Here is a 23,520-nt window from a genome sequence, read left to right as displayed (position 1 = left end):
CCACCACCTCGTGAGGAACTCCCCATGGCACTGATCGAACTCGAAGACGTCCGCCGCACCTTCACCGTCCGCGCCCGCACCGGCCGGTTCAGCCGGGTGAAGCGCGAGGTGCGCGCGGTGGACGGGCTCACCTTCGCCGTCGAGGCCGGCGAGTGCGTCGGCTACATCGGCCCGAACGGGGCCGGCAAGTCGACCACCATCAAGATGCTCACCGGCATCCTCGTCCCCAGCAGCGGGCGGCTGCGCGTCGCCGGGGTGGACCCGGCCCGCGAGCGCGTCGCGCTGGCCCGCCGCATCGGCGTGGTCTTCGGCCAGCGCACCACGCTCTGGTGGGACCTCCCGCTGCGCGACTCCTTCGAACTCGCCCGCCGGATCTACCGGATCCCCGATCCGAGGTACCGCGAGAACCTCGCCCGCTGCGTCGAACTCCTCGACCTGGCGGCGCTGCTGGACACCCCCGTGCGCCAGCTCTCGCTCGGCCAGCGGATGCGCGGCGACCTCGCCGCCGCGCTCTTGCACGACCCGCAGGTGCTGTACCTGGACGAGCCGACCATCGGCCTGGACGTGGTCAGCAAGAGCAGGGTGCGCGAGTTCCTCCGCGAGGTGAACCGCGACCGCGGCACGACCGTCCTGCTCACCACCCACGACCTGACCGACATCGAGCAGCTCTGCGACCGGGTGATGGTCATCGACCACGGCCGGGTCGTCTACGACGGCGGGCTGGCCGGCCTGCACGACGCGGGGGAGAGCGAGCGGACGCTGGTCGTCGACCTCGCCGAGGCCCGCCCGCCGATCGAGGTGCCCGGCACGCGGGTGGTGAAGGTCGACGGCCCGCGGCAGTGGCTGGCCTTCCCGGCGAAGGAGAGCGCCGCACCGCTCGTCGCGGCCGTGGCGGCGCGGTACCCGCTGGTGGACCTGTCGGTCCGGGAGCCGGCGATCGAGGACGTGATCGCGCGGATGTACGCGGAGGTCGCGATCGGCTGAGGCCGTGATCGGCCGAGAGCTCGGAGGGTGAGTGCCGGGGCATCCGGTTGACCGCCGTCGCCCGTCCGGGGAGTGCCGTGACTCCCCGGCGGGTGCGCGGGTTGAGCCTGCGTCGACGCGCGCGCCACGCACCGCGCACGGCGGACCGACCGCACGCCCGTACACCCGACCGCCCACCGCACCGAGCACCCGAGGGGCAGCACGACCCGATGACCGGACCCGACGTGACCGTGGTGGTCGCCGTCCACAACACCATGCCCTACCTGACCGCCTGCCTGGAGTCGCTGGTCGCCCAGACCCTGCCCCCCGGCCGGTTCGAGGTCGTGGTCGTCGACGACGGCTCCACGGACGGCGGCGAGGCCGTCCTGGACGACTACGCGGCCCGCCACCCCGGCCTGTTCCGCGTGGTGCACCAGCGCAACTCCGGCGGCCCGGCCGCTCCGACCAACCGTGCGCTGGCGCTGGCCCGCGGCCGCTACGTGCTGTTCCTCGGCGCCGACGACTGGCTCGGTGACGAGGCGCTGGAGCGGCTGGTCACGGCGGCCGACGCGTGGGGCTCGGACGTCGTCGTGCCCAAGCAGGTCGGGGTGAACGGCCGGCTGGTGCCGCAGGGGATCTTCCACGCCAGCGCCGAGTCCGTCGGCTTCGCCGACTCGGCCCTCGCCTGGGCGCTGTCCGACACCAAGCTGTTCCGGCTGGACCTCGTCCGGCGGCACGGGCTCTGCCGCGACGAGGGACTGAAGGTCTTCTCCGACCAGCCGTTCACCCTGGAGGCCTGCCTGCGGGCCGAGCGCGTCTCCGTCCTCGCCGACTACGACTACTACCACCTCGTGCTGCGCGAGGACCGCGGCAACGTCACCGAGCGCGCCTCCGTCCTGGACCGGCTGCGCGGCATCGCCGCCCTCCAGCAGGTCGCCGCCGATCTCGCCGAACCGGGGGAGGAGCTCGACGCGCTCCGCGTCCGCAGCTTCGCGTGGGACGTCCCGCGCCTGCTCCGGGACGGCTTCCTGCTCCTCGACGACGACGTGCAGCACCGCGTCTGCGCCGAGGTCGGCCGCCTGGTCGACTGCTTCGGCGCCCGCGAGGTCTACCACCGTCTGCCCGTCCCGGACCGGCTGCGCCTCGAACTGGCCGCCGCCGGACGGCCGGAGGCGCTGCGCGACCTGATCCGCTACGAGGCGGCGCACGGCGAGCCGCCGGCGGTCGTGGAGGGCCACCGCCACTACGCCGGCTACCCGGCCTTCCGGGACGGCCAACTCGGGCTGCCCGACGAGCTGTTCCTCCTGCGGGAGACGGCCGAGGCGGCGGACCCCTTGCCAGCGCCGCTCAACCTCGCCCAGCAGCTGTGGCGTGGCATCGTCCCGGAGCACCTGCGCCGCGGCCTGCGGCGCTACCCGGTGTGGCGCCGGCTGGCCAACTCGGTGAACGGAGGACGGGGATGAGCCCGCAGCACGGCGAGCCCATGGACGTCTGCGTGGTCGGCCTGGGCAAGCTCGGCCTGCCGCTCGCCGTGCAGTTCGCGCTCAAGGGCCACCGGGTGACAGGCGCCGACATCGCGCCCCGGGTGGTCCGGTCCGTCAACCAGGGCGTGCCACCGTTCCCCCGTGAGGAGGGTTTGGACGAGTCCCTGAAACGGGTCGTCGCCGAAGGGCTGTTGACCGCGACGACCGACACCACCATCGCCGTCGCCGGTGCGGAGGCCGTCGTCCTGGTGGTCCCCCTCGTCACCGCGGCCGACGGCACGCCGGACTTCGCCCTGCTCGACGCCGCCACCGACGCCGTCGCCGCCGGGCTGCGCCGGGGCACGCTCGTCAGCTACGAGACCACGCTGCCGGTCGGCGTCACCCGCGGCCGCTGGGCGCCCCGGCTGGCGGCCGGCTCAGGGCTGGCCGCCGGGGCCGACTTCGCCCTGGTCTTCAGCCCGGAGCGGGTGCGCACCGGCCGGGTCTTCGCCGACCTGCGGCGCTACCCCAAGCTGGTCGGCGGCCTCGACGCGGTGTCCACCCGGCGCGGCGCCGACTTCTACCGCGCCGTGCTGGACTTCGACCCCCGCCCCGACCTGCCCCGGCCCAACGGCGTGTGGGAGTTGGCCTCGGCGGAGGCGGCCGAGTTCGCCAAGCTCGCGGAGACGACGTACCGGGACGTCAACATCGCGCTGGCCAACCAGTTCGCGCGGTACGCCGACCGGATCGGTGTCGACTTCGCGGCCGTCGCCGACGCGTGCAACTCGCAGCCGTACAGCCACCTGCACCGGCCCGGCATCGCGGTCGGCGGGCACTGCATCCCGGTCTACCCGCGGCTGTACCTGTGGAACGACCCGACGGCGACGGTCGTCCGGGCTGCCCGCGAGGCCAACCTGGAGATGCCCGGGTACGCGGTCGGGCTGCTGGACGGGACGCTCGCGGGCGGCGTGGCCGGGCAGGGCGTGCTGGTGCTCGGCGCGTCGTACCGGGGCGGCGTCAAGGAGACGGCGTACTCGGGGGTATTCCCGCTGGTCGAGGCGCTGGCGGCGGCGGGCGCGCGACCGTACGTCACCGATCCGCTGTACGGCGCGGACGAACTGACGGCGCTGGGGCTGCCCCCGCACGCCGGGGAGCCGGTGGCGGCGGCGGTGCTGCAGGCGGACCACCCGGAGTACCGCGCGCTGGGGCCGGAGGACCTGCAGGGCGTGCGGGTGCTGCTGGACGGGCGGCGGTGCACGGATCCGGCACGCTGGGAGGCGCCGAGGGTGCGGCGGATCGTGCTGGGCGGGGCGTAGGGGAGCGTCGCCCGGCGCGTGATCGCGGGGCGCGCCCCCGCTCGCGCTGCCCAGCGGGCAGACTGGCGGGGTGAGCGACGAAGCCTTCAGCGGGACGGGCCCCGGGGTCCGGTTCACCGCGGCCGATGAGGAGAAGAGACGCGGCGTCCGCCGGATGAAGACCATCGCGACCGGCCTGCTGGCCTTCGCGACCCTGGTCTTCGCCCTGTCCACGTGGGCCGAGGCGGCCGGCGCGGGCGCCTGGGCCGGGTACGTGGCCGCGGCGGCGGAGGCGGGCATGGTCGGCGCGCTGGCCGACTGGTTCGCGGTGACGGCGCTGTTCCGCCGCCCGTTCGGCCTGCCGATCCCGCACACCGCGATCATCCCGACGAAGAAGGACGCGTTCGGCCGCTCGCTCGGCGACTTCGTCGGGGAGAACTTCCTCTCCGGCCACGTGGTCCGCGGCCGGCTCGCCGCCCTCGGCATCGGCCGGCGGCTGGGGGAGTGGCTGGCCGCCCCGGGCAGCGCCGAGCGGGTCACCAGGGAGGCGTCGGCCGCGCTGCGCGGCGTGCTCGCGGTGCTGCGCGACGACGACGTGCAGGCGGTCGTCGGCGAGGCGGTGACCAGGCGGGCGGCGGCCACCTCGGTGGCCCAGCCGATGGGCCGGATGCTGGGCAAGGTGGTCGCGGACGGCGGCCACCACGGCGTGGTCGACCTGGTCGCCGTCCGCGCGCACGACTGGCTGACGGCCAACCACGAGGAGGTCGTCCAGCGGGTCAGCCAGAAGACGCCGGGCTGGACGCCCAAGTTCATCGACCACCAGGTCGGCGAGCGGGTCTACAAGGAGCTGATGCGGTTCGTCACCGACATCAGGGACGACCAGGCCCACCCGGCGCGCGGCGCGGTCGACAAGTTCCTCGCCGACTTCGCCACCGAACTCCAGACCGACCCGGAGACCATCGCCCGCGTCGAGCGGGCCAAGGTCGAGATGCTCGCCCGCCCCGAGGTGCAGGACCTGATCGCCTCCACCTGGGCGGCCGTCCGCACGCTGGTCCTGAACGCGGCGGAGGACGAGGACAGCGAACTGCGCCGGCGCATCCGCGACGGTGTGCAGCGCTTCGGCACGCGCCTGGCGACGGACGGCAAGCTCCAGGCCAAGGTGGACGGCTGGCTCCAGGACGCGGCCCAGTACCTGGTCGACACGTACCGCACGGAGATCACCTCGCTGATCTCCGAGACGGTGGCGGGCTGGGACGCCGACGACGCGTCGCGCAAGATCGAGGCCAACGTCGGCCGTGACCTGCAGTTCATCCGCATCAACGGCACGGTGGTCGGCGCCCTGGCCGGCCTGGTGATCCACACGGTGGCCGTGGCCCTGGGCGGATGAGCGCCCTGCTTGCCGGGGCCCGTCCCCTCTCCCCGCCCATTCCCCGCGCACCTTCTCTTCCCCCACCTCTTTTCCCCGCGCCCCGAGAGCGGCGCGGGGAACCGCGCGCTGCGGAAGGCGAAGACCGGCACCCGGTCGCGAACGGTCGTCCGGCCCCGGCGCCCTATCCTTGGCCGCACAGCGAACGCGCGTAGAGCAGCAGGAAAGAAGGGAACGACCGTGGTCCAGCCGGACGGAAGTCGGATCGGAAACCCCACCGGGGCCCGTGGCATCGAGGCGTTCATCGCCGGCATGCCGAAGGCGGAACTGCACGTCCACCACGTCGGCTCGGCCTCGCCGCGGGTCGTCGCCGAACTGGCCGCCCGGCACGCCGGGCGGTCGAAGGTGCCGGCCGACCCGGCGGCGCTCGCCGAGTACTTCACCTTCACCGACTTCGCGCACTTCATCGAGGTGTACCTGAGCGTCGTGGACCTGGTCCGCGACGCCGAGGACGTCCGCGCGCTCACCTACGGCGTCGCCGAGGACATGGCGCGCCAGAACATCCGGTACGCCGAGCTGACGATCACCCCGTACTCCTCGGTGAAGCGCGGCATCCCGGAGGTCGCCTTCATGGAGGCGATCGAGGACGCCCGGCTGCGCGCCGAGAAGGAGCTCGGCGTCGTGCTGCGCTGGTGCTTCGACATCCCGGGCGAGGCCGGTCTGGAGGCCGCCGAGGTCACCGCCCGGCTGGCGACGGAGCTGGCGCCGGAGGGCCTGGTCAGCTTCGGTCTGGGCGGTCCGGAGATCGGTGTGCCGCGCCCGCAGTTCAAGCCGTACTTCGACCGGGCGCGCGCGGCCGGTCTGCGCTCCGTCCCGCACGCCGGTGAGACCACCGGTCCGGAGACGGTGTGGGACGCGCTGCGGGTGCTGGGCGCCGAGCGCATCGGCCACGGCACGCAGTCCGTGAAGGACCCGGCGCTGCTGGACCACCTGGGGGAGCACCGGATCGCGCTGGAGGTCTGCCCGACCTCGAACATCGCCACGCGCGCCGTGGAGCGGATCGAGGAGCACCCGATCAAGCGGATGGTGGACGCCGGCCTGCTCGTCACGATCAACAGCGACGACCCGCCGATGTTCGGCACGGACCTGAACACCGAGTACGCGGTGGCGGCCCGCCTGCTGGACCTGGACGAGGCCGGCGTGGCCGGGCTGGCGCGCAACGCGGTGGAGGCGTCGTTCCTGGACCAGGCCGGCAAGGCGCGGCTGGTCGGCGAGATCGACACGTACCTGGCGGGGTGGCAGCAGGGCTAGTCCCCGCGTTTTCCCTGGTGAACCGCCCCGTCGGCCTCGGTCGGCGGGGCGGTTCCGCGTTCTGCGGTGCCATGGTGCCGGCGGCGGCGCTCGCGTGGTGCTTGCGTGGCGCTTGAGCGGCACTTGCGTGGCGCCAAAGTGGTGCCATCAATCACTCGACATGGCGCCACCTCCGTGCCATAGTTGAGCCATGGACCTCACGCCGTACGTCGAAAACCTTCGGAACGAGCTCGCGGTGGCCGCGGGCACGGGCGGGGAAGAAGCCCGTGCGCTGGCCGAGCGGCTGACGCTGCCGCTGGAGTCGGCCGTGCGGCTCACCCTGCTCAACGCGCTGTCTGCGGCCACGAGCGAGATCACCCGTGAGCTCGCGCCGGGCTCGGTGGACGTGCGGCTGCGCGGCACGAACCCCGAGTTCGTGGTGAGTGTGCCGCCGGGCAGCGACGCCTTCCCGCACGAGGTGGAGGCGGTGGCGCCGCCGATGGCGCCACCGACGGCTCCGGTGGTGCCACAGGCGCCGCTCGCGGTGCCGGAGGCGGACGAGGGCGGCACCGCCCGGATCAACCTCCGGCTCCCGGCGCACCTCAAGACCAGGGCCGAGGAGGCCGCCGGGCAGGAGGGCCTCTCGCTCAACGCCTGGCTGGTCCGGGTCGTGGCGGGCGCGCTGGAGGGCGGTGAGCCGGTCGCGAGGCCGGCCGTCCACCCCCAGCCGCAGTCCCGGCGCGGCCGTGGGCAGGGGTTCACCGGCTGGGTCCAGTAACGCTTCTCCGCACCACCCGTACGACCTGCACTGCTTCACACCATCGACGTCGCCCCCGCTCCGACCAGCGGGAACACCCTTCGAAGCCAAGAGGACGGGACAGCCATGCCCACGTACGAGACCAACGGCCCGATCACCGCCGTCATCGAGTTCGACATCGCCTCGGTGCGGATCCGCGCCGGCAAGCGCACCGACGTCGTCGCCGAGGTGACGCCGTCCAACACCGCCGTCGAGCTGGACGTCAAGGCCGCGCAGCAGACGAAGGTCGACTTCGCCGGCGGCCGGCTCACCCTGAAGGGCCCCCGCAAGCGCAACGTGTTCGGCCGCGTCGGCTCGGTCGACGTCCTGATCGAGCTGCCGGCCGGCTCGGAGATCGACGGGGACGCCCCGCTGGCCACCTTCGTCACCGAGGGCCCGCTCGGCGACTGCCGACTGAAGACCTCGCTCGGCCGGATCCACGTCGAGAGCGCGGCCAACGTCTCACTCAAGACGGACAGCGGGGACGTCCGGCTGGGCTCGGCGGACGGCGACGCGGAGGTCTCCGGCCTCGGCCGGATCGAGATCGGCACGGTGCTCGGCGTGCTGACGGTCAAGAACAGCAACGGCGACACCGAGGTCCGCGAGGTCCACGGGGACGTCAAGGCCAACGCGTCCTTCGGCCGGATCGAGGTCGGCACCGCGCACGCCGGGGTGGACGCCAAGACGGCGCACGGCCCGATCCGGATCGGCCGGGTCGAGCGCGGGCGGGTGTCGCTGCAGACGGCCCTCGGGGAGCTGGAGGTCGGCATCGCGGAGGGCACGGCGGCCTGGCTGGACGTGCACAGCAAGCACGGCCGGCTGCGCAACGAGCTGGGCGCGACGGAGGGTCCGGGCGAGGCCCGCGAGACCGTCGAGGTCCGGGCGCAGACCGAAATGGGCGACATCACCGTCCGGCGGGCGTGATGGCGGCGATCTCGGCGGTCGGACTGACCAAGGCGTACGGGGAGAAGGTCGTGCTGGACGGCATCGGCCTGGAGATCGCGGCGGGCACGGTGTTCGCCCTGCTGGGGCCGAACGGGGCCGGCAAGACGACGACGGTGGAGATCCTGTCCACGCTGATCCCGGCGGACGGCGGGGTGGCCCGGGTGGCCGGGCACGACGTCGTCCGCGAGGCGGATGGGGTGCGGGCGGCGATCGGGGTCACCGGGCAGTTCTCGGCGGTGGACAACCTGCTGACGGCCGAGGAGAACCTGATGCTGATGGCGGACCTCAACCACCTCCGCCGTCGGGAGGGGCGGAGGCGGGCGGAGGAACTGCTGCGGCGGTTCGACCTGACGGAGGCGGCGCGGAAGCCGGTGTCCACCTTCTCGGGCGGGATGCGGCGGAAGCTGGACCTGGCGATGACGCTGGTCGGGGATCCCCGGGTGATCTTCCTGGACGAGCCCACGACGGGGCTGGATCCCCGGAGCCGGCGCACGATGTGGGAGATCATCCGGGGGCTGGTGGCGGACCACGGGGTGACGGTCTTCCTCACCACGCAGTACCTGGAGGAGGCGGATCAACTCGCCGACCGGATAGCGGTGCTGGACGGTGGCCGGATCGTGGCGGAGGGCACGGCCGAGGAGCTGAAACGGATCGTCCCGGGCGGGCGGATCCGGGTGCGGTTCGCGGACGCGGGCCAACTCGACGCGGCGGCGGAGCTGTTCGACTACGCGACGGCGGACGCCGAGGGGCTGCGCCTGGACATCCCGGGCGACAACTCGGTGATCACGGTGAAGGCCGTGCTGGACGCGCTCGACAACGCGGGCGTGCGGGCGGAGTCGCTGGTCGTGGAGACGGCGGACCTGGACGACGTGTTCCTGACGCTCACGGGGGAGGGCGCGCGATGAGTGCGGCGATGAGCTACGCGGTCAGCGACTCACTGACCATGCTGCGGCGGAATCTGAAGCACGCGCTGCGGTACCCGGCGATGACGTTCTCGGTCGTGCTGATGCCGGTGATGATCCTGGCGCTCTTCAACTACGGGTTCGGCGGGGCGCTGGGCGCGGGGATCGGCGGTGGGAACTACATCGACTACGTGGCGCCGGGGATCGTGCTGATGACGGCGACGGCGGGATCGGTGGCCACGGCGGTCGGTGTCTGCGTGGATATGACCGAGGGGATCGTCAACCGTTTCCGGACGATGGCGATATCGAGGTCGGCGTTCCTGGCGGGGCACGTCGTCGGGAGCGTGATCCAGACGATGGTCGCGCTGGTACTGGTGACAGGCGCGGCGCTGGCGATGGGGTTCCGGCCGCACGCGGGGCTGGTGGAGTGGCTGGCGGCGGCGGGGTTGCTGGGGTTCGTGACGCTGGGGCTGACGTGGATATCGGCGGGGATCGGGCTGGTGTCGAAGACACCGGAGAGCGCGAGCAACACGCCGCTGCCGCTGACGTTCCTGCCGTTCATCGGGAGCGCGATCGTCCCGCCGGATTCGATGCCGACGGTGCTGCGGTGGTTCGCCGAGTACCAGCCGTTCACACCCATCATCGAGACGCTGCGCGGGCTGCTGATGGGGACGGAGATCGGCAGTAGCGGGTGGAGTGCGATGGCGTGGTGCACGGGCCTGACGGTCGTCGGGTTCGTGTGGTCGAAGAAGGTGTTCTACCGGAGGTGACGGGGGTATCGCCGGTACGGCCCGGACGACGGAGACGTCGCCCGGGCCGGCGGTGTTGCTACCAGCGGTCGATGCCCATGGTCTTGGCGGCGCTGTGGATGGCGTTGTAGTGGGCGATGGACATGTCCGACTTCTTGTCCTTGGGGGGGAGGTTCTTGTCGGCGGCACGGAACTCGTCGCGGGCGGAGGCGAGGAGGGAGGTGCCGTAGGAGACGGGGACGTCGGGCTTGCCGTGGACGGGGTGGGACTTGGCGGCGGTCTTGCTGCCGGCGTTGGCGAGGATGCTGCGGGCCTGGTTGTAGGCGGCGGCCTTGACCGTGGAGGGGTTGCGGGTGGCGGCGGGGACGGCCGGGGCGGCGGAGGCCACGGGGGCGGAGGCAGCGCCGAGGGCCGCGACGGCAGCGACGGTCACAAGCACGTTTCGCATGGTCGTGTTCATGATGGCGTCGCTACCCCGTGGTTAGAGGTCGAACTCCCCCGCGCGGATCGCAGCGACCAGATCCCGCCATTCGGCGGTGGTGAGTTGGGCGACGCCGTCCGGAACGAGACTGCTGCGTATGAGGACACCGTCAGCGGTGATCGCCACCTCGGGGCAGTTATTGCCATCACCGCAGATGCTGGGCTTGCGCCAGGCGAGCTCTTCCACCAGATCCCTCACAGGTCGTTCATGATGCTGGAGATCGCATCCCGAGAAGCCGCCGGGTCGAGTGCTCGATCACGCATCGCCCCGATGATGTTCCGGTAGTTCTCCAGCTGATTCATCTCGGTCAGGAACGCCGGTGAGCCTACGGAGTCCAGCTGAACCGTATCGAGGCGGGGTACCGGGCCACGTGCGTACATCACTGCTTGACCTGCGCCTTTGAAACCGCCGGACTTGAACTCAAGCACTCGTAGCGTGACGTTCGGCGTCTCCGAGAGCGCGAGCAGGTGCTTCAGCTGTGCTCGCGCCACTGCCGAACCGCCGAACTCCATGCGCAGAGCCGCCTCATGCACGATCGCCTCGTATTCGATCCGCGTCACCAACTCGGCGCGGCGCATCCGGTTTTCGACCCGTGCCTCGATGTTCAACGGCCGCAGTGGCGGATAGACCTCTCGGAAGATCGCCCGAGCCGTTTCCTCCGTCTGCATGAGTCCGGGCACATGGCAGATCTGGTACGTCGACAATCCGTGTGCATAGTGCTCGACCTCGGAGATTTCGAGTATTCCGGCAGGCACCAGTCCTCTGTGCTCTTCCCACCACCCCTTGGTCCGGTCGGCGGCCATCTCTGCGACCGCGTCGACGTAGGCGGCGTCGCCCTCTTCGTACTCGCTGGCGAGCGTCACCACTCGCTCGGCGCTGACCGGGTAGGTCCCCTGCTCGATCAGTGTGATCTTGCTGCGGTCCACTCCGAGGACGGCAGCAGCCTCTCCTGCCGTGCGGCCGGCAGCATCTCGCATCTTTCGCAGCTCGATGCCGACGCGCTTGCGGCGTGCTGTTGGGGTAGGTGGCATCCCTCAAGCATCCCACCGTAGCGGCGCGACCCATCGGTGAGGGCAAAACTTCCATGAGTGAGTGGCAAATGTGCCATCGCTGTCCTACAGTCTGTGATGTGGCACTCACTTAACGGAGTGTCAATCCGCCTGCACCGCCGGGAGAATCCCCATGCGTCAGCTCAACTCCCCCTCCCTCACCCTTGCCCGTGAGAGCCTCCGTGAGGCGATGGCCAGGGCCGGATGGCCGCCCTCCGCCGTCTGTGACGCCGAACTCGCGCTGGTCGAACTGATCGTCAACGCCTGGCGCCACGGCGAGACGACCTCGCCCGTCGTCCTGATCGTCTTCCTCCGCAACACCCTCCGCGTCACCGTCGCCGACCGCAGTGCCGCGTTCCCCGAGCCCCGGACCCCCTCTGCCCTCTCCGAGACCGGCCGGGGCCTGCAACTCGTCACCGGCCTCACCCACCGATGGGGCGTCGATCCCCAGGAGCTCGGCAAAACGGTGTGGTTCGAGCTGGACGGTGCCGCGTGAACGCCCTGCACCCGATCCACCCCTCCGACCCGGCTATCCGGCACCTCACCACCCGGCAGATCATCGAGCTGATCGTCGAACTCCGCTCCGAGAGCCGCGAATTCGGCCTCCTGTGGCCCTCCGCCAAGCCCGGTGAGACGGCGATGAACGGCCGCGTCCTGGTGAATCTCGGCAACATCCCGGCCAGCACGCTGATCAACCTGCTGGCGCTGCTGAGGGACTACAGTCGCCACCGGGGCCACCGGTGCTCGGGCTGCTGATCCTGATCATCCTGGCGGCCGTCGTCGGGGCGGTCTGCGAAGCCCGGGCCAGCAAGGTCCGCCAGCGCCGCCGACACACCCGCCCCGCCTCGCCGAGATCACCATCCCCTAGGCTTTCGCCACTGGGGCGGCGGAGAATCCGGCGGTCAGGGCGGGTTTCGAAGAGGCGACGAAGGGGCGGCATGTGACGGGGCCGGTCCTGAGATGCAATGTGCTCGCCCCCTCCTCCTCTTCCCCCACCACCACGCCGACTGCCTGACCACCATGAATCTGTCCTTCACCCCGCCGCCCCCGTACGACCTCGGCCCGGACCCGGACCTCCATCTCTGGTTGGCGGAATGGGTCGAGCTGATGCCCGACCGGATCGTCCACCTCGGCCCGGACGACGGCCGCAGTCACGGCCGGTTGTGCTGGGACGTGCTGGAGCCGACGGGCCTGCTCCACCCGCACTGCGGACACTGCACGTACGGGCACGGGGGTCCGCAGGACGTGCGGGCGATGGAGTCGGCGCTGGCGATCGTGGTGTCGCCGGAGGAGGCACCGCCGTGGATCGGTGGCACCCTCATTCGGGATCTCGTGTACCGGGGCGGCGACGGCCCGATGCGACCGGTGGCCGACGCGATCGGCCTCGGGCTGGTGACACTGCTGGGCCCGGACGCACAGTGGCGGGCGAACGGGTCGACCGCGTACGGAGAGGGGCCACGGGGGCGTGAGCCGTGGCGTCCCGTCACGGAGGCGACGTTCGACGCGGCGATCGTGGGGATCGGCAACGGCCACGCGGTGGTGATCGCAGCGACGGGCGAGGACTAGGGCGTCTCTGCGACGGGCGCCTATGTCGCCTCAACCCCTCGGTCGTACGCCTCAGCGCACCTCGGAGGGCCCCGTCGCCGCCGGGGGTCTCTCGCTCAGCCGGCGACCCGCACCACGTACTTGCCCGTCGCTCTCCCCGCCTCCATCGCGTCGTGGGCGGCGGGGACGTCGGTGAGGTCGGCCAACTCCATGACGGGGACGGGGAGGTGGGACTCGGCGAGGAGGTCCAGGGCGCGGCGGATCGCGCGGGCCAGCTTCGCGGGGGCGGTGGCGGCCAGGCTGCGGTGGCTGAAGCCGGTGACGGTGAGGTTGCCGGCCATGAGGCGGCCGAGCGGGGGCAGCGCGTCGAGGGCGCCGCCGCCCGCGTTGCCGAAGAGGACGATCCGGCCGCCGGGGGCGGCGAGGTCGAGGTCGGTCGGCAGGGCCGAGGTGCCGAGCGGGTCGAGGATCAGGTCGACGCCCTGCCCGTCCGTTGCCTTCCGGACGGCCTCGGCCAGGTCCTCGTCGCGCGCGAACGCCGCGTCGTACCCGGCCGCGACGGCCGCCGCGGCCTTCTCCGGCCGGCCCACCGTGCCGAGCAGCCGGCCCCCGCCCAGCAGCGGTACGAGCTGGGCGACGGCGCTGCCGATCCCGCCGCCCGCCGAGTGCACGAGCACGGTGTCGCCGGCGGTGAAGCGCCCCGCGTCGGTGAGCAGCAGGACGGACGTGGCCAGGCCCAGCGGGACGGTCGCGGCCTCGCGCAGCCCGATCCCGGCCGGGACGGGCACGGTGAGCGCGGCGTCGGCGACGGCGACCTCCGCCAGCCCGCCGCCGACCGGTGCGGCCACGACCCGGTCGCCGAGCGCGAGGCCGGTGACGCCCTCGCCGAGCGCCCGGACCGTCCCGGCCACCTCCTTGCCCGGGAGGTAGGGCCACTCGGAGGTGTAGCCGCCGTCGCCGCGCCGGGCCATGACGTCGACGAAGTTGAGCCCGGCGTAGGCGACGTCGACGGTCACCTGTCCGGGGCCGGGCTGGGCCGTCTCGATGGCCTTGACCTGTGAGTTCTCCGCCCCACCTGGTGCAGCCATCACGAGTGCGCGCATGTCGGTTCCCCCTGGAAGTCACGAGTGGACGCTACGATGTTCGACGAACGACGAAATTAGTACCACTCTTCTTCGAGGTTTGTCGAACATCGAAGAAGAGCGCCGAACCTGGAGGCACCGTGCCCCGCACCACCAGTCGCCGCCGGACGGCGCTCGCGCACCCGCAGGTCGAGGACATCGACCTGCTCGACGTGTTGCACGCGCTCTCCGACCCCACCCGGATGACGATCGTGCGCACCCTCGCCGCCGAGCCCGAACGCGCCTGCGGCACCTTCCCGGTGGACGTCGCGCCGTCCACGCTCAGTCACCACTTCAAGGTGCTGCGCGAGTCCGGCGTCATCCGCCAGCGCGAGGAGGCCAACCGCCGTCTCACCGCCCTGCGTTCGGCCGACCTGGAGGCGCGTTTCCCGGCCCTGCTGGCCACCGTCCTCGCCGCGTACGACGGCGCCGCCGAGCCCCTGGAAGGGCCCGACGGCGCGTAACCCCGACGGCGCGTAACCCCCGCCGGCGCTGCGCTCAGCGCCGGCGCCAGACCATCCATCCCTGCTGCCGGTCGACCCGCTCGACGAACCAGTCGGCGGGATGCCCCGGCCAGGCCGTCTCCGGCTCCGCGCCCTGGGGCGCCGGAGGCATGACGACCGCCGTCGCCGCCCCGGGGATCGGCCGGTTGCGCGGGTCGAGGTACCAGACGCGGCCGCGGTAGACCTCGAAGGCCTGCGTGCTGCGGATCCCCCAGTCGCCGTCCCAGCTGAACACGACGCTGTCGCCCGGGTGGAGGCCGGCCCGCTCGGTGAAGCCGGTGGCGAGGCTCTTGCGCCAGTTCGAGTGCGGGTAGCTGATCTGGTCGGTGATGGTGACGGTGGCGAACCCGGCGAACAGCGCCAGTGCGACGCCGAGCCACACCGCCCGGCGCGAGGTGATCGCCCGCAGCAGGACCACGAGGCCGAGCACGGCGAACGCGACGACGGTCGTCCGCACGATGCGCAGCGAGCCCCAGTCGGCGCCGAGGAACAGGGCGTCTGGCATGCCCCAGGAGACGAAGGCCTGTGTCCTGAGCAGCCGGCCGGCCGACAGCACCACCGCGCCGCCGAGCGCCAGGGTGAGTCCGGCCGCCCCGGCCAGGGTCCGGGTCAGGGCGCGGCCGCGCAGCCGGGCCAGTGCCGCGCTGCCGACGACGAAGGCCGCCGGGACGAGGCAGGCCGCGTAGCGGGCGTACACCCAGTCGTCGATCCGCTTGTCGTCCGGCAGCGCGGCCGCCGCCGCGAGCGCGATGCCGACCAGCAGGGCGACCAGCACCCCGCCGACGATCCGGTACGGCCGGGTCACCCGCTTGTCGAAGACGGCGAACAGGCAGATCACGATCGCCACTCCCGCGACTCCCCAGGTGGAGATGATGACGTACCAGATCTGACCGGCCGTCCGGGTCAGGGTGCGCCCGGCCGCCTGCGGGTCGGTCAGGCCCTGCCACAGGAAGCCGCCGACGTCGCTGGCCGGCACGGTGAACCGCGCACGCAGCCAGGCGTCCAGCAGTTCGGCTCCGAGGAGGCCCGCCCCGAGCGAGCCGAGGCCCGCCACCGTCGTGCGCCACGGCGCCCAGCGCAGCAGCAGGACCCCGGCGAACACGACGCCGGTGACGGCGACGACGACGCCCCCGCGGTCGTGCGTGGCCATCGTGTAGGCGGCGGTCAGTCCGGCCCCGACGGCGTGCCAGGCGCGACGGCGGGTCGTGCCGTCCGCGAGCCAGCCGTGCAGGCAGAGCAACCAGGCCAGGACGAGGACGGGCATGACGGTGTCCGTCAGCGCGAACTCCGAGTAGAAGACCAGCGGCGGCAGCAGCGCGGTCGCGGCGGCGAACGCGTACGCCTGCGGACGGCCGAGGCCGAGGCGCCGCAGGCCGACCCAGGCCAGCGGGAAGACGAGTGCGTTGAGCAGTGCGTTGATGCCCATCACGAGGTGGTAGGCCGTGGACGGGTCGTCGGCGATGCGCAGGGCGGGGGAGATGAGCAGCGGGTAGCCGCCCGGGATGACGACGCCGACGGGCATCTCGGTCGTGGGGTGTCCGGCCAGGACCCGGGCGAGGACGAGGTACGACTCCTCGTCGGGGTGGACGGACGGGTAGCTGAAGTCCCGCACGAGGTAGAGCCGGAACAGGACTTCGGCGAAGTACCCGGCGAACACCGCCCAGATCCAGAGCCAGCGCCTCGGGCCGGTCCGGCGTTCCGTGCGGTGCGGGCCGCGCTCGGTGGTCCGGTCCTCCTGCTCGGCGGCCGGTACGGACGTCAGTTGCATGTGCCAACCCCTCCCCTGACGGTGCGGATGTGTGCGCGGGGCGGGGCCGCCCCTGATGTCGCCTGACTATATATGCCGTCCAGCGTCATATGTAGTCGAGATGAAGAGGTGGGCCGGGCGGGGCCATTGGAGCGAATACGAACTGTCGTGGACATGGTTCTCCACCGAGGGTCGAATGCGGGCATGCCGCAGCAGCGTGCGAGTGGATGGGCTTCGAGCGGGCCGCAGTCGCGTGCGTGCCCCGGGAGGCCGGCCGCGGCTCCCTCGTGTCTCAATGCCATGGACGCGCGGCCCGGCGAACGGTTGCAGGTGGGCGTCGATCTTTTTTGTGACCCTGCATCACCGTCCGTCGCTCATCGGTCCCTTGTGGCAGAGGGGCCGTCGTTGGGAGGGGGCGGGAGGGGTGGCGGCTCCTGGTCCGGATGGCGCTCAGGGGACGGAAGGAAATTTCTTGAGAACGCCTGCAACCCTCGGCCGGGACGCGCGTCTATGTCAGTGAGAAGCAGGGAGCCACGATCGAACTCCCGGGGCGCACGCGGAAAGCGCGGCCCGCTCTCGACCAGTCATCAGCCATCGGTGCGCTGCTGTGCCATGCCCGCAGCGCGGTTCCAGGGGGGAACTATGTCCGCCATCGTTCGTGTCCGTCGTACCCGTCGCGCCGTCGTCGCTGCTGCTGCCCTGGGCGCAGCAGCAGTCTGCGGATCGGTCGTGGCCACCGCCCCGGCCGCCTTCGCGGCGGAGCCGTCGCACACGTCGCTCACCGTTCAGGCCCCGGCCTCGGTCGGGTTCGCCGGCGGGCCGGTCGCGTTCACCGAGAGCATCACCAACTCCGGCTCGGAGGACACCGGTTACCTGCTGGAGCTGAAGACCACCACCGGGGCCGGAACGCCGGCGAACTCGATCGTCATCGACTACAAGGACCCCGTCGGCGGCGCGTGGAAGCCGGTGCTGCTGGCGATGACCAGGGTCACCGATGGCGTGGTGTACGAGGGGGCGGTGGACGGGATCACCGTTCCGGCCGGTCAGACCCGCAAGGTCGACCTGCGGATCGGCGCGCCGATGGGCCAGCCCCACAACGGCGCCTCCAACGGCGGCTTCGATTCGATCACCCTGCACTCCGACCTCGTCACCCCGGCTCACTTCCACGACCGGCTGGAGGCCGAGGCGACCAGCACGATCAAGGTCACCTCGATCAGGAGCTCGCTCGCCCACGTGCCCGCCACCGCCGTCGTGGGCGGCGCGCCGATCGAGTTCGACGCCGTCCTCGACAACCCCACGCCCTCCGACTACACCAACCTCGGCAACGTCCTGTTCGTCGACAAGCACGCGACTGTCCAGGTGCGGACGGCGGACGGGAACTGGCGGACCCTGGAGAAGGTGCCCGGCATGACGCCCGAGGAGCCGGTCGGCGTCTACCTCCAGGGGCGCGACTCCAGCCTCCGGGCGGGCGGCCACCTCGTGGCCCGGGTGCGGGTGTCGTACGACGCGACGACCCCCGTGGGCGCCACCGACGTGAACCCGTGCGTGTTCGTCAACGAGGGCCGGCCGTTCTGGGGGACCACGATGTGCTCCACGGGCGCGAAGGTACGGGTCCAGCCCGCGGCGACCAACACGCCCACGCCGACCCCGACCTCCTCCGCCCCGAAGCCGGTTCCGTCCTCCACGTCCTCCTCCACGCCCTCCTCCGCCCCGAAGCCGGTTCCGGCGGCCTCGGCCCCGGCCGCGCCCGTCGTGCCGGCCGCCGACGGCACCCCGAGCGCCCCGGCCGCGGCGGCCCCGTCCACCACCCCCGCGCCGCAGGCCGCCGCGACCGACGCCCAGCTCGCCTCCACCGGCGCCGACCACACCGGCGCCCTCCTCGGCGGCGGCCTCGCCCTGACGGGCCTCGGCGCCGGCGCCCTGTGGCTGCGCCGCGTCCTGCGCCGTGCCTGAGCGCACGCGAAGGAGCCCGTCACCCTCCCGGGGTGACGGGCTCCGACCGCTCGATCCGCTCCGTGCGGGGTCAGCGCAGGCGGGACGAGGACAGGATGGACGCCAGGTGCGCCACGACCATGCCCCACGTGATCACCGTGATCCCCGCGAGCGCTGCCCTGGTCGGCGTCAGCCCGCCCACCGCCGCGTCCGCGACGGCCGCCGCCAGCAGCACCAGCGAGGCCTCGATGCCGTTCGTCACGCGGTGGATCTTCAGCACCGACGCGAGCCGGCGGGCCGTCGCGATGCCCTGGGAACGGGGCTGGGTCGACTCCTCGTCGGCCGGGGCCGCGCCGCTGCGGGCGCGGGCGACGTCCACCAGGTCCGTCGAGGCCTTCAGCAGCACCACGCCGAGCGCCGCCGCCAGCCCGGCCGACACCCACAGCTCCGACCCGCCCCGGGCCGCCCGCACGCCCGCGCCGATCATCAGCGCGGCGTCCGCCAGGTAGGCGCCGAGGCGGTCGACGTAGACCCCGGCCATGCTGAACTGGCGCTTCCAGCGCGCCACTTCGCCGTCCACGCAGTCGAAGAGCAGGAACAGCTGGAACAGCACCACCGCGAGCACGGCCCCCGTCAGGCCGGGGATCAGCAGGGCCGCCCCGCCGCCGACGCCGCAGACCACCATGACCCACGTGAGGGTGTTCGGCGACACCGAGGTCCGCACCAGCTGCCGGGTCGTGCGCAACGAGAGGCGGCGCATGTACAGCCGGCCCGCCCAGTGCTCACCGTTGCGACTCTGCAGCTTGGTCTGCGGCTGGCACACCTCGCGCAGCTCCGAAAGCACCGGAGCAGCCACCATGACGAATCCCTCCACCGGTCCGGCGGGACCCGCCGGACGTTCTGTCCCGAAACGATCATCGAACGATCCACCACAGGGTAGAACCTGCCGGGACCCCGCCCGCGCACGGACGGCCGGCCCCCAGGCGTCGGGAGCATGGAGATCCGGTGGGGAGGGCCGCGCGGCGGCGGCATGGAGCGTGGGTGGCGGGGCGCCCGGGACCCTACGCCATCGCGAGCGTCGGCACCGGTGCCCCGCCCCGGTGCAGCAGCGCCCGCTCGGCCGTCGTCCACACCCCCGACGTCAGCAGGTACACCGCCGCCGCCAGCGGCACCAGCGCCGCGAACAGGACCGTGCCGAACGACAGGTACGGCAGGAACGCCGCCCCCGGCTGGGCGGTCTGCGCCGTCGCTGCCGCCCGCCGGGCCCGGCGGAAGTTCACGAACGCGACGGCCGTCAGTCCCGCGTACAGCACGCCGAACACCGCCAGTTGCCCGGCGCCGTGGGCGTTCGCGACGTGCAGGCCGAGCGGGGTGCCGAACACGGTGTGGCCCTGGAGGTCGTCGGAGGTCGTGAACAGGCGGTACATCACCGAGAAGAACGGGATCTGCACGAGCGCCGGCAGGCAGCCCGCCAGCGGCGACACCTGCTCCTTCTGGTGCAGCTCCGCCATGGCCTCGCGGAGCTTCTCCGGGCGGTCCTTGTGCTTGCGGTTCAGCTCGGCGATCTTCGGCGCGAGGCGGGCGCGGTCCTTCTCCCCGCGCGCCGCGGCCCGCGCGAGCGGGTGCAGGGCGAGGCGGACGGCGACGGTGAACAGGACGATCGCGAGCGCGGTCGGGACGACGTGGGCGAGCCCGGCGACGACGGTGTGGGCGACGGCGACGGCGGGGTCGAGAACGGCGAGAACGGACATGGTGGAGCGAGCCCTCCGGGGTCTCGTGACAGGGGTGATCGACGGAGGGCGGCCGCGGGGAACGGCGGGGTGCGGGAACCGGACTGGGGGACCAGCCGGAAGCCGGGCGGGAAGGCCCAGCCGGAGAACCGGACTGGGCCGCGCCGGACGGACCCGGGCGTTACGCGGCCGCCGGGGCCGCGCCGGGTGCCCTGGGGCGTCGCCGGCCCCGGGCGTCCGGATCGCGCTGGGAGAGGAAGGCCGTGTGGAACGCACGGCGCCGCAGTACGCCGTTGCGGACGGCGGCGGGAGCGCGCGCCCCCAGCAGCCGGGCCCCGGCGAGCGTGCCCGCGACGGCGCCGGCCAGCAGCACCACGGCGGCGACGGCCGCCACCGAGGCGAGCGATCCGCCCTCGGTGAGCACCTCGCCGGTCAGCACCCGGAGCAGGCCGAGCAGCATCGCGATCACGGTCACGGTGTGCTCCCTTCGCTCGGTGCCTGGTGGACTCGCCGACGGACTCGTCCCGGCGGACTCGCGGGACGTTGACGACGATCGTACGACGTTCGGGGTGCCGGCGTACACGAGATGTCCCGGTGGACGGGGGAGCGAGCGCGGAGAGGGCACGCCGGAGGTGTAGCCAGGGGTGCTACACGGGGCTACCGTGGAGGGGTGAAGACGATTACCCAGCGGGAGTTCCGGAACAACTCCGCCGCGGTGATGGACGCCGTCGAGGCGGGGGAGACCTTCCACATCACCAGGAACGGGGTCGAGGTCGCCGAGCTGCGGCCGGTGTCGAGCCGTCGGCGGCTCACGGCGGAGGAACTGGTCGCGCGGCACGTGAAGCTGCCGCGCGTGGACTACCAGCAGATGCGCAAGGAGGCCGAGGAGGACTTCGGCCCCGAGGACCTGGTGGGCGAGGACGGCGACGACCCGTTCGAGCGCCGGCGTGGCTGAGCGGCGGCGGGCCTCCCGGCGCCGGCCCGCCGGGGTCCTCGACACGTGCGTCTACATCGACCTCGCGCTGCTCAGCCCGGCCGACCTGCCCGCCGTGCCGGAGCTGACCGCGATCACCTTCGCCGAACTCCAGCAGGGCGTGTCGATGGCCCGCGACCCGGTCAGCCGGGCCGCCCGCCTGGAGGTGCTCGGCGCCGCGATGGCCGACTTCGACCCGCTGCCGTTCGACGCGGCCGCCGCCGCCCGCTACGGCACCCTCGTCACCCTCACCATCGCGGCCGGCCGCCAGCCCCGCCCGCGCCGGATCGACCTGATGATCGCCGCCGTCGCCTCCGCCCACGGCCTGCCGCTCTACACCCGCAACGTGGCCGACTTCCGCGGTCTGGCGTCGGCGGTGGAGGTCATCGGCGTGTGACGGCGGCGGTCCCCCGGTTTCCCCGGTTCCCCGGTCCCGCCGCCGGCCACGCGCCGGCCGTCAGCCCAGGCGGACCGTCGTGCCCGTGGCGGCCGAGGTGCGGGCCGCCTCCAGGACGGTGAGCGTGGCGACGGCGTCGTACGGGTCGACCGGGGCCGGGGCGCCGGGTTGGGCCAGGGCGGCGGCGATGCCGGCGTAGAAGGCGGGGTAGTCGCCCGGGTCGGTGGGGAGGGGGATCGGCGACTCGTCGGTGCCGAGGGTGCCGTAGTGCCCGGGCTGGTCGGCGCCCCACGGGTGGGTGCCGTCGGGGCGCAGGCCGGAGCGCAGGTCGGCCTCCTGCGGGTCCATACCGGACTTGACGTACCCGGCGGTGTCGCCGAGCACCCGCAGCCGTGGTCCGAGGAGTGGGGTGAGGGCGCTCGTCCACAGGTGGGAGCGGGTGCCGCCGGCGTGGGTGAGGGCGAGGAAGGCGTCGTCGTCCACGACCGCGCCGTCCCGCCGGACGTCGATCTCCGCGTAGACGGTCTCGACCGGCCCGAACAGCGTGAGCGCCTGGTCGACCAGGTGGCTGCCCAGGTCGTACAGGGTGCCGCCGGCCTCGGCCGGGTCGGCCAGCTCGCGCCAGCCCGGCTTCGGCTTCGGCCGGAACCGCTCGAACCGGGACTCGAACCGGTGCACCCGGCCCAGCGCGCCGCCCCGGACGAGGCGGGCGGCGGTCAGGAAGTCGCCGTCCCAGCGGCGGTTCTGGAAGACCGAGAGCAGGACGTCGCGCGACTGCGCCAGCCGGCACAGCTCCAGCGCCTCGGCGGCGGTGCCGGCCAGCGGCTTGTCGACGACGGTGGCCAGCCCGGCGCTCAGGGCGGCGCGGGCGAGCGGGGCGTGGGTGCGGTTGGGCGAGGCGATGACGACCAGGTCCAGCGCGTCCGGGTCGGCCAGCAGCTGCTCGGGGGTGTCGACCGCACGGGCGCCGGGGTGCTCGCGCCGCAGCTGCTCGCGGCGCTCCGGGTTGGCGGTGACCACGGCGTCCAGCCGCAGGCCGGGGGTGGTCGCGATGAGCGGGGCGTGGAAGGCGGAACCGGCCAGGCCGTAGCCGATCAGGCCGACGCGGAACGGGCGGGGGGTCTCGGGGCTCATGCGTCCACTCAATCACGGGCGGTCCGGCCGTCCCTTCCGTCCACGTCGCGGCTCCGGGGCGGCTCGGTCCCGGTCCCGCCCCGGCGGCGTCCCGGCCGCGCGGCGGCCCCGCCCCGACGGCGCGCACCGGCCCCGTTCCGGTGAACGGACCGTGCTGCCGTCGTTCGGGTGCGCCGATTAGGCTGTGCCGCGTCAGGGCCTTCGCACGACGTCGCAACACTCGGGAGACACGCACGTGGCAGACCGCAAGCCCATCGAGTCCTGGCTGACCGACATGGACGGTGTCCTCATCCACGAGGGCACGCCGATCCCCGGCGCGGAGGAGTTCCTGCGTCGGCTGCGGGAGTCCGGCAAGCCGTTCCTGGTCCTCACCAACAACTCCATCTACACCCCGCGCGACCTCAGCGCCCGCCTGGCCGGCATGGGCCTGGAGGTCCCCGAGGAGTGCATCTGGACGTCGGCCCTGGCCACCGCCAAGTTCCTCAAGGGCCAGCGGCCCGGCGGCACCGCGTACGTGATCGGCGAGGCGGGTCTCACCACCGCGCTCTACCAGGCCGGTTACGTGCTGACCGACAACAACCCGGACTACGTCGTCCTCGGCGAGACCCGCACCTACAGCTTCGAGGCGCTGACCAAGGCGATCCGCCTGATCAACCAGGGCGCCCGGTTCATCTGCACCAACCCCGACGAGACCGGTCCGTCCGCCGAGGGCGTGCTGCCGGCCACCGGCTCGGTCGCCGCGCTGATCACCAAGGCCACCGGGGTCGAGCCGTACTTCGTCGGCAAGCCCAACCCGCTGATGATGCGCGAGGCGCTGAACAGCGCCGGCGCCCACTCCGAGACCGCCGTCATGATCGGCGACCGGATGGACACCGACATCGTCGCGGGCATGGAGGCCGGCATGGAGACGATCCTGGTGCTCACCGGCCTGACCGCCGCGGCCGACGTGGAGCGCTTCCCGTACCGGCCGACCCGCGTGGTCACGTCGATCGCGGACCTGGTCGAGCTGATCTAGCGTCTGGGTCCGACCTTCGCGGGTCGATCCGGCCTTCGCAGTGCCGAATCGGGCTCCGTCCCCTGCCGCAGGCCGGGGACGGAGCCCTTCGCGTGCGCGGAACTCGTACGTGTGGGGAGGAACG

Annotated in this window: 26 protein-coding genes; 17 read left to right on the top strand and 9 right to left on the bottom strand. The window is 72.8% G+C overall.

Annotation, left to right across the window (positions count from 1 at the left end):
• Nucleotides 1–24 precede the first annotated feature (24 nt).
• The 9 genes from PUR71_RS23865 to PUR71_RS23825 all read left to right on the top strand — a co-directional run bounded on the left by PUR71_RS23865 (nucleotide 25) and on the right by PUR71_RS23825 (nucleotide 9,790).
• On the top strand, nucleotides 25–984 hold the full coding sequence (locus tag PUR71_RS23865) for an ABC transporter ATP-binding protein (RefSeq protein ID WP_329929133.1): 960 nt from the start codon (nucleotides 25–27) through the stop codon (nucleotides 982–984).
• 209 nt (nucleotides 985–1,193) lie between these two features.
• Nucleotides 1,194–2,426 (top strand): glycosyltransferase family 2 protein, encoded by a 1,233-nt coding sequence (locus PUR71_RS23860; protein ID WP_329929132.1) that lies wholly within the window; start codon nucleotides 1,194–1,196, stop codon nucleotides 2,424–2,426.
• A gap of 20 nt (nucleotides 2,427–2,446) precedes the next feature.
• The gene (locus PUR71_RS23855; protein WP_329929218.1) at nucleotides 2,447–3,742 is read left to right on the top strand and encodes a nucleotide sugar dehydrogenase; all 1,296 of its coding nucleotides are present in this window, start codon (nucleotides 2,447–2,449) and stop codon (nucleotides 3,740–3,742) included.
• A 46-nt stretch (nucleotides 3,743–3,788) separates the two neighbouring features.
• The gene (locus tag PUR71_RS23850) at nucleotides 3,789–5,108 is read left to right on the top strand and encodes a DUF445 domain-containing protein (protein WP_443077545.1); all 1,320 of its coding nucleotides are present in this window, start codon (nucleotides 3,789–3,791) and stop codon (nucleotides 5,106–5,108) included.
• 219 nt (nucleotides 5,109–5,327) lie between these two features.
• Nucleotides 5,328–6,398 (top strand): adenosine deaminase, encoded by a 1,071-nt coding sequence (locus PUR71_RS23845; protein WP_329929130.1) that lies wholly within the window; start codon nucleotides 5,328–5,330, stop codon nucleotides 6,396–6,398.
• Nucleotides 6,399–6,588: 190 nt separating this feature from the next.
• Nucleotides 6,589–7,155: a toxin-antitoxin system HicB family antitoxin gene (locus PUR71_RS23840; RefSeq protein WP_329929129.1), complete on the top strand. Its 567-nt coding sequence runs from the start codon at nucleotides 6,589–6,591 to the stop codon at nucleotides 7,153–7,155.
• Between the two features lie 105 nt (nucleotides 7,156–7,260).
• Entirely contained in the window at nucleotides 7,261–8,097 is an 837-nt protein-coding gene (locus PUR71_RS23835) for a DUF4097 family beta strand repeat-containing protein (RefSeq protein ID WP_329929128.1), read from the top strand.
• Complete coding sequence (locus PUR71_RS23830; protein ID WP_329929127.1) at nucleotides 8,097–9,023, top strand: ATP-binding cassette domain-containing protein; 927 nt, start codon at nucleotides 8,097–8,099, stop codon at nucleotides 9,021–9,023. The genes PUR71_RS23835 and PUR71_RS23830 overlap by 1 nt, the downstream gene beginning before the upstream one ends.
• On the top strand, nucleotides 9,020–9,790 hold the full coding sequence (locus PUR71_RS23825; protein WP_329929126.1) for an ABC transporter permease: 771 nt from the start codon (nucleotides 9,020–9,022) through the stop codon (nucleotides 9,788–9,790). Before PUR71_RS23830 ends, PUR71_RS23825 begins: the two co-directional genes overlap by 4 nt.
• Nucleotides 9,791–9,848: 58 nt before the next feature.
• Here PUR71_RS23825 and PUR71_RS23820 read toward each other — a convergent pair whose 3' ends face one another.
• From PUR71_RS23820 to PUR71_RS23810, 3 genes are read right to left on the bottom strand one after another with little or no spacing between them, the layout of a single operon-like run.
• On the bottom strand, nucleotides 9,849–10,217 hold the full coding sequence (locus PUR71_RS23820) for a hypothetical protein (protein ID WP_329929125.1): 369 nt from the start codon (nucleotides 10,215–10,217) through the stop codon (nucleotides 9,849–9,851).
• A 33-nt stretch (nucleotides 10,218–10,250) separates the two neighbouring features.
• Complete coding sequence (locus tag PUR71_RS23815; RefSeq protein ID WP_329929124.1) at nucleotides 10,251–10,436, bottom strand: DUF397 domain-containing protein; 186 nt, start codon at nucleotides 10,434–10,436, stop codon at nucleotides 10,251–10,253.
• Nucleotides 10,437–10,444: 8 nt separating this feature from the next.
• A complete protein-coding gene (locus tag PUR71_RS23810) occupies nucleotides 10,445–11,281 on the bottom strand; it encodes a helix-turn-helix domain-containing protein (RefSeq protein ID WP_329929123.1) in 837 nt (278 codons plus the stop codon).
• A 151-nt stretch (nucleotides 11,282–11,432) separates the two neighbouring features.
• Here PUR71_RS23810 and PUR71_RS23805 point away from each other — a divergent pair, with 151 nt between their 5' ends.
• The 3 genes from PUR71_RS23805 to PUR71_RS23795 all read left to right on the top strand — a co-directional run bounded on the left by PUR71_RS23805 (nucleotide 11,433) and on the right by PUR71_RS23795 (nucleotide 12,865).
• Entirely contained in the window at nucleotides 11,433–11,795 is a 363-nt protein-coding gene (locus tag PUR71_RS23805) for an ATP-binding protein (RefSeq protein WP_329929122.1), read from the top strand.
• Nucleotides 11,792–12,055, top strand: a complete 264-nt coding sequence (locus PUR71_RS23800; protein ID WP_329929121.1) for a hypothetical protein — start codon at nucleotides 11,792–11,794, stop codon at nucleotides 12,053–12,055. The genes PUR71_RS23805 and PUR71_RS23800 overlap by 4 nt, the downstream gene beginning before the upstream one ends.
• Before the next feature lie 264 nt (nucleotides 12,056–12,319).
• Nucleotides 12,320–12,865: a hypothetical protein gene (locus PUR71_RS23795; protein ID WP_329929120.1), complete on the top strand. Its 546-nt coding sequence runs from the start codon at nucleotides 12,320–12,322 to the stop codon at nucleotides 12,863–12,865.
• A gap of 95 nt (nucleotides 12,866–12,960) precedes the next feature.
• Here the strand turns inward: PUR71_RS23795 and PUR71_RS23790 are convergent, their stop codons facing one another.
• A complete protein-coding gene (locus tag PUR71_RS23790; protein ID WP_329929119.1) occupies nucleotides 12,961–13,947 on the bottom strand; it encodes a quinone oxidoreductase family protein in 987 nt (328 codons plus the stop codon).
• 119 nt (nucleotides 13,948–14,066) lie between these two features.
• Between PUR71_RS23790 and PUR71_RS23785 the strand changes: the two genes are divergently transcribed.
• Nucleotides 14,067–14,429 carry an ArsR/SmtB family transcription factor gene (locus PUR71_RS23785; RefSeq protein WP_329929118.1) on the top strand — a complete coding sequence of 121 codons (363 nt, stop codon included), beginning with the start codon at nucleotides 14,067–14,069 and terminating at the stop codon, nucleotides 14,427–14,429.
• Between the two features lie 34 nt (nucleotides 14,430–14,463).
• On the opposite strand, the gene PUR71_RS23780 is transcribed toward PUR71_RS23785, so the two are convergent.
• Complete coding sequence (locus PUR71_RS23780; protein WP_329929117.1) at nucleotides 14,464–16,236, bottom strand: hypothetical protein; 1,773 nt, start codon at nucleotides 16,234–16,236, stop codon at nucleotides 14,464–14,466.
• A 708-nt stretch (nucleotides 16,237–16,944) separates the two neighbouring features.
• On the opposite strand from PUR71_RS23780, the gene PUR71_RS23775 reads away from it, so the two are divergent.
• Nucleotides 16,945–18,168, top strand: coding sequence for a hypothetical protein (locus PUR71_RS23775; RefSeq protein ID WP_329929116.1), 1,224 nt, complete (start codon nucleotides 16,945–16,947; stop codon nucleotides 18,166–18,168).
• Between the two features lie 70 nt (nucleotides 18,169–18,238).
• Here PUR71_RS23775 and PUR71_RS23770 read toward each other — a convergent pair whose 3' ends face one another.
• The 3 genes from PUR71_RS23770 to PUR71_RS23760 form a co-directional block, all read right to left on the bottom strand.
• Entirely contained in the window at nucleotides 18,239–19,006 is a 768-nt protein-coding gene (locus tag PUR71_RS23770) for a CDP-alcohol phosphatidyltransferase family protein (RefSeq protein ID WP_329929115.1), read from the bottom strand.
• Nucleotides 19,007–19,208: 202 nt separating this feature from the next.
• Nucleotides 19,209–19,898: a YidC/Oxa1 family membrane protein insertase gene (locus PUR71_RS23765; protein WP_329929114.1), complete on the bottom strand. Its 690-nt coding sequence runs from the start codon at nucleotides 19,896–19,898 to the stop codon at nucleotides 19,209–19,211.
• Nucleotides 19,899–20,058: 160 nt separating this feature from the next.
• On the bottom strand, nucleotides 20,059–20,352 hold the full coding sequence (locus PUR71_RS23760; RefSeq protein WP_329929113.1) for a DUF6412 domain-containing protein: 294 nt from the start codon (nucleotides 20,350–20,352) through the stop codon (nucleotides 20,059–20,061).
• A gap of 195 nt (nucleotides 20,353–20,547) precedes the next feature.
• Between PUR71_RS23760 and PUR71_RS23755 the strand changes: the two genes are divergently transcribed.
• On the top strand, nucleotides 20,548–20,832 hold the full coding sequence (locus tag PUR71_RS23755; RefSeq protein ID WP_329929112.1) for a type II toxin-antitoxin system Phd/YefM family antitoxin: 285 nt from the start codon (nucleotides 20,548–20,550) through the stop codon (nucleotides 20,830–20,832).
• On the top strand, nucleotides 20,825–21,247 hold the full coding sequence (locus PUR71_RS23750) for a type II toxin-antitoxin system VapC family toxin (protein ID WP_329929111.1): 423 nt from the start codon (nucleotides 20,825–20,827) through the stop codon (nucleotides 21,245–21,247). The genes PUR71_RS23755 and PUR71_RS23750 overlap by 8 nt, the downstream gene beginning before the upstream one ends.
• Nucleotides 21,248–21,307: 60 nt before the next feature.
• Here PUR71_RS23750 and PUR71_RS23745 read toward each other — a convergent pair whose 3' ends face one another.
• A complete protein-coding gene (locus tag PUR71_RS23745) occupies nucleotides 21,308–22,381 on the bottom strand; it encodes a Gfo/Idh/MocA family oxidoreductase (protein WP_329929110.1) in 1,074 nt (357 codons plus the stop codon).
• A gap of 235 nt (nucleotides 22,382–22,616) precedes the next feature.
• On the opposite strand from PUR71_RS23745, the gene PUR71_RS23740 reads away from it, so the two are divergent.
• The gene (locus PUR71_RS23740) at nucleotides 22,617–23,396 is read left to right on the top strand and encodes an HAD-IIA family hydrolase (protein WP_329929109.1); all 780 of its coding nucleotides are present in this window, start codon (nucleotides 22,617–22,619) and stop codon (nucleotides 23,394–23,396) included.
• Nucleotides 23,397–23,520: the final 124 nt, after the last annotated feature.

This window comes from Streptomyces sp. SP17BM10 (assembly GCF_036322405.1).
Lineage (GTDB): Bacteria > Actinomycetota > Actinomycetes > Streptomycetales > Streptomycetaceae > Kitasatospora.
This window is presented reverse-complemented; position numbering and strand designations above follow the sequence as displayed.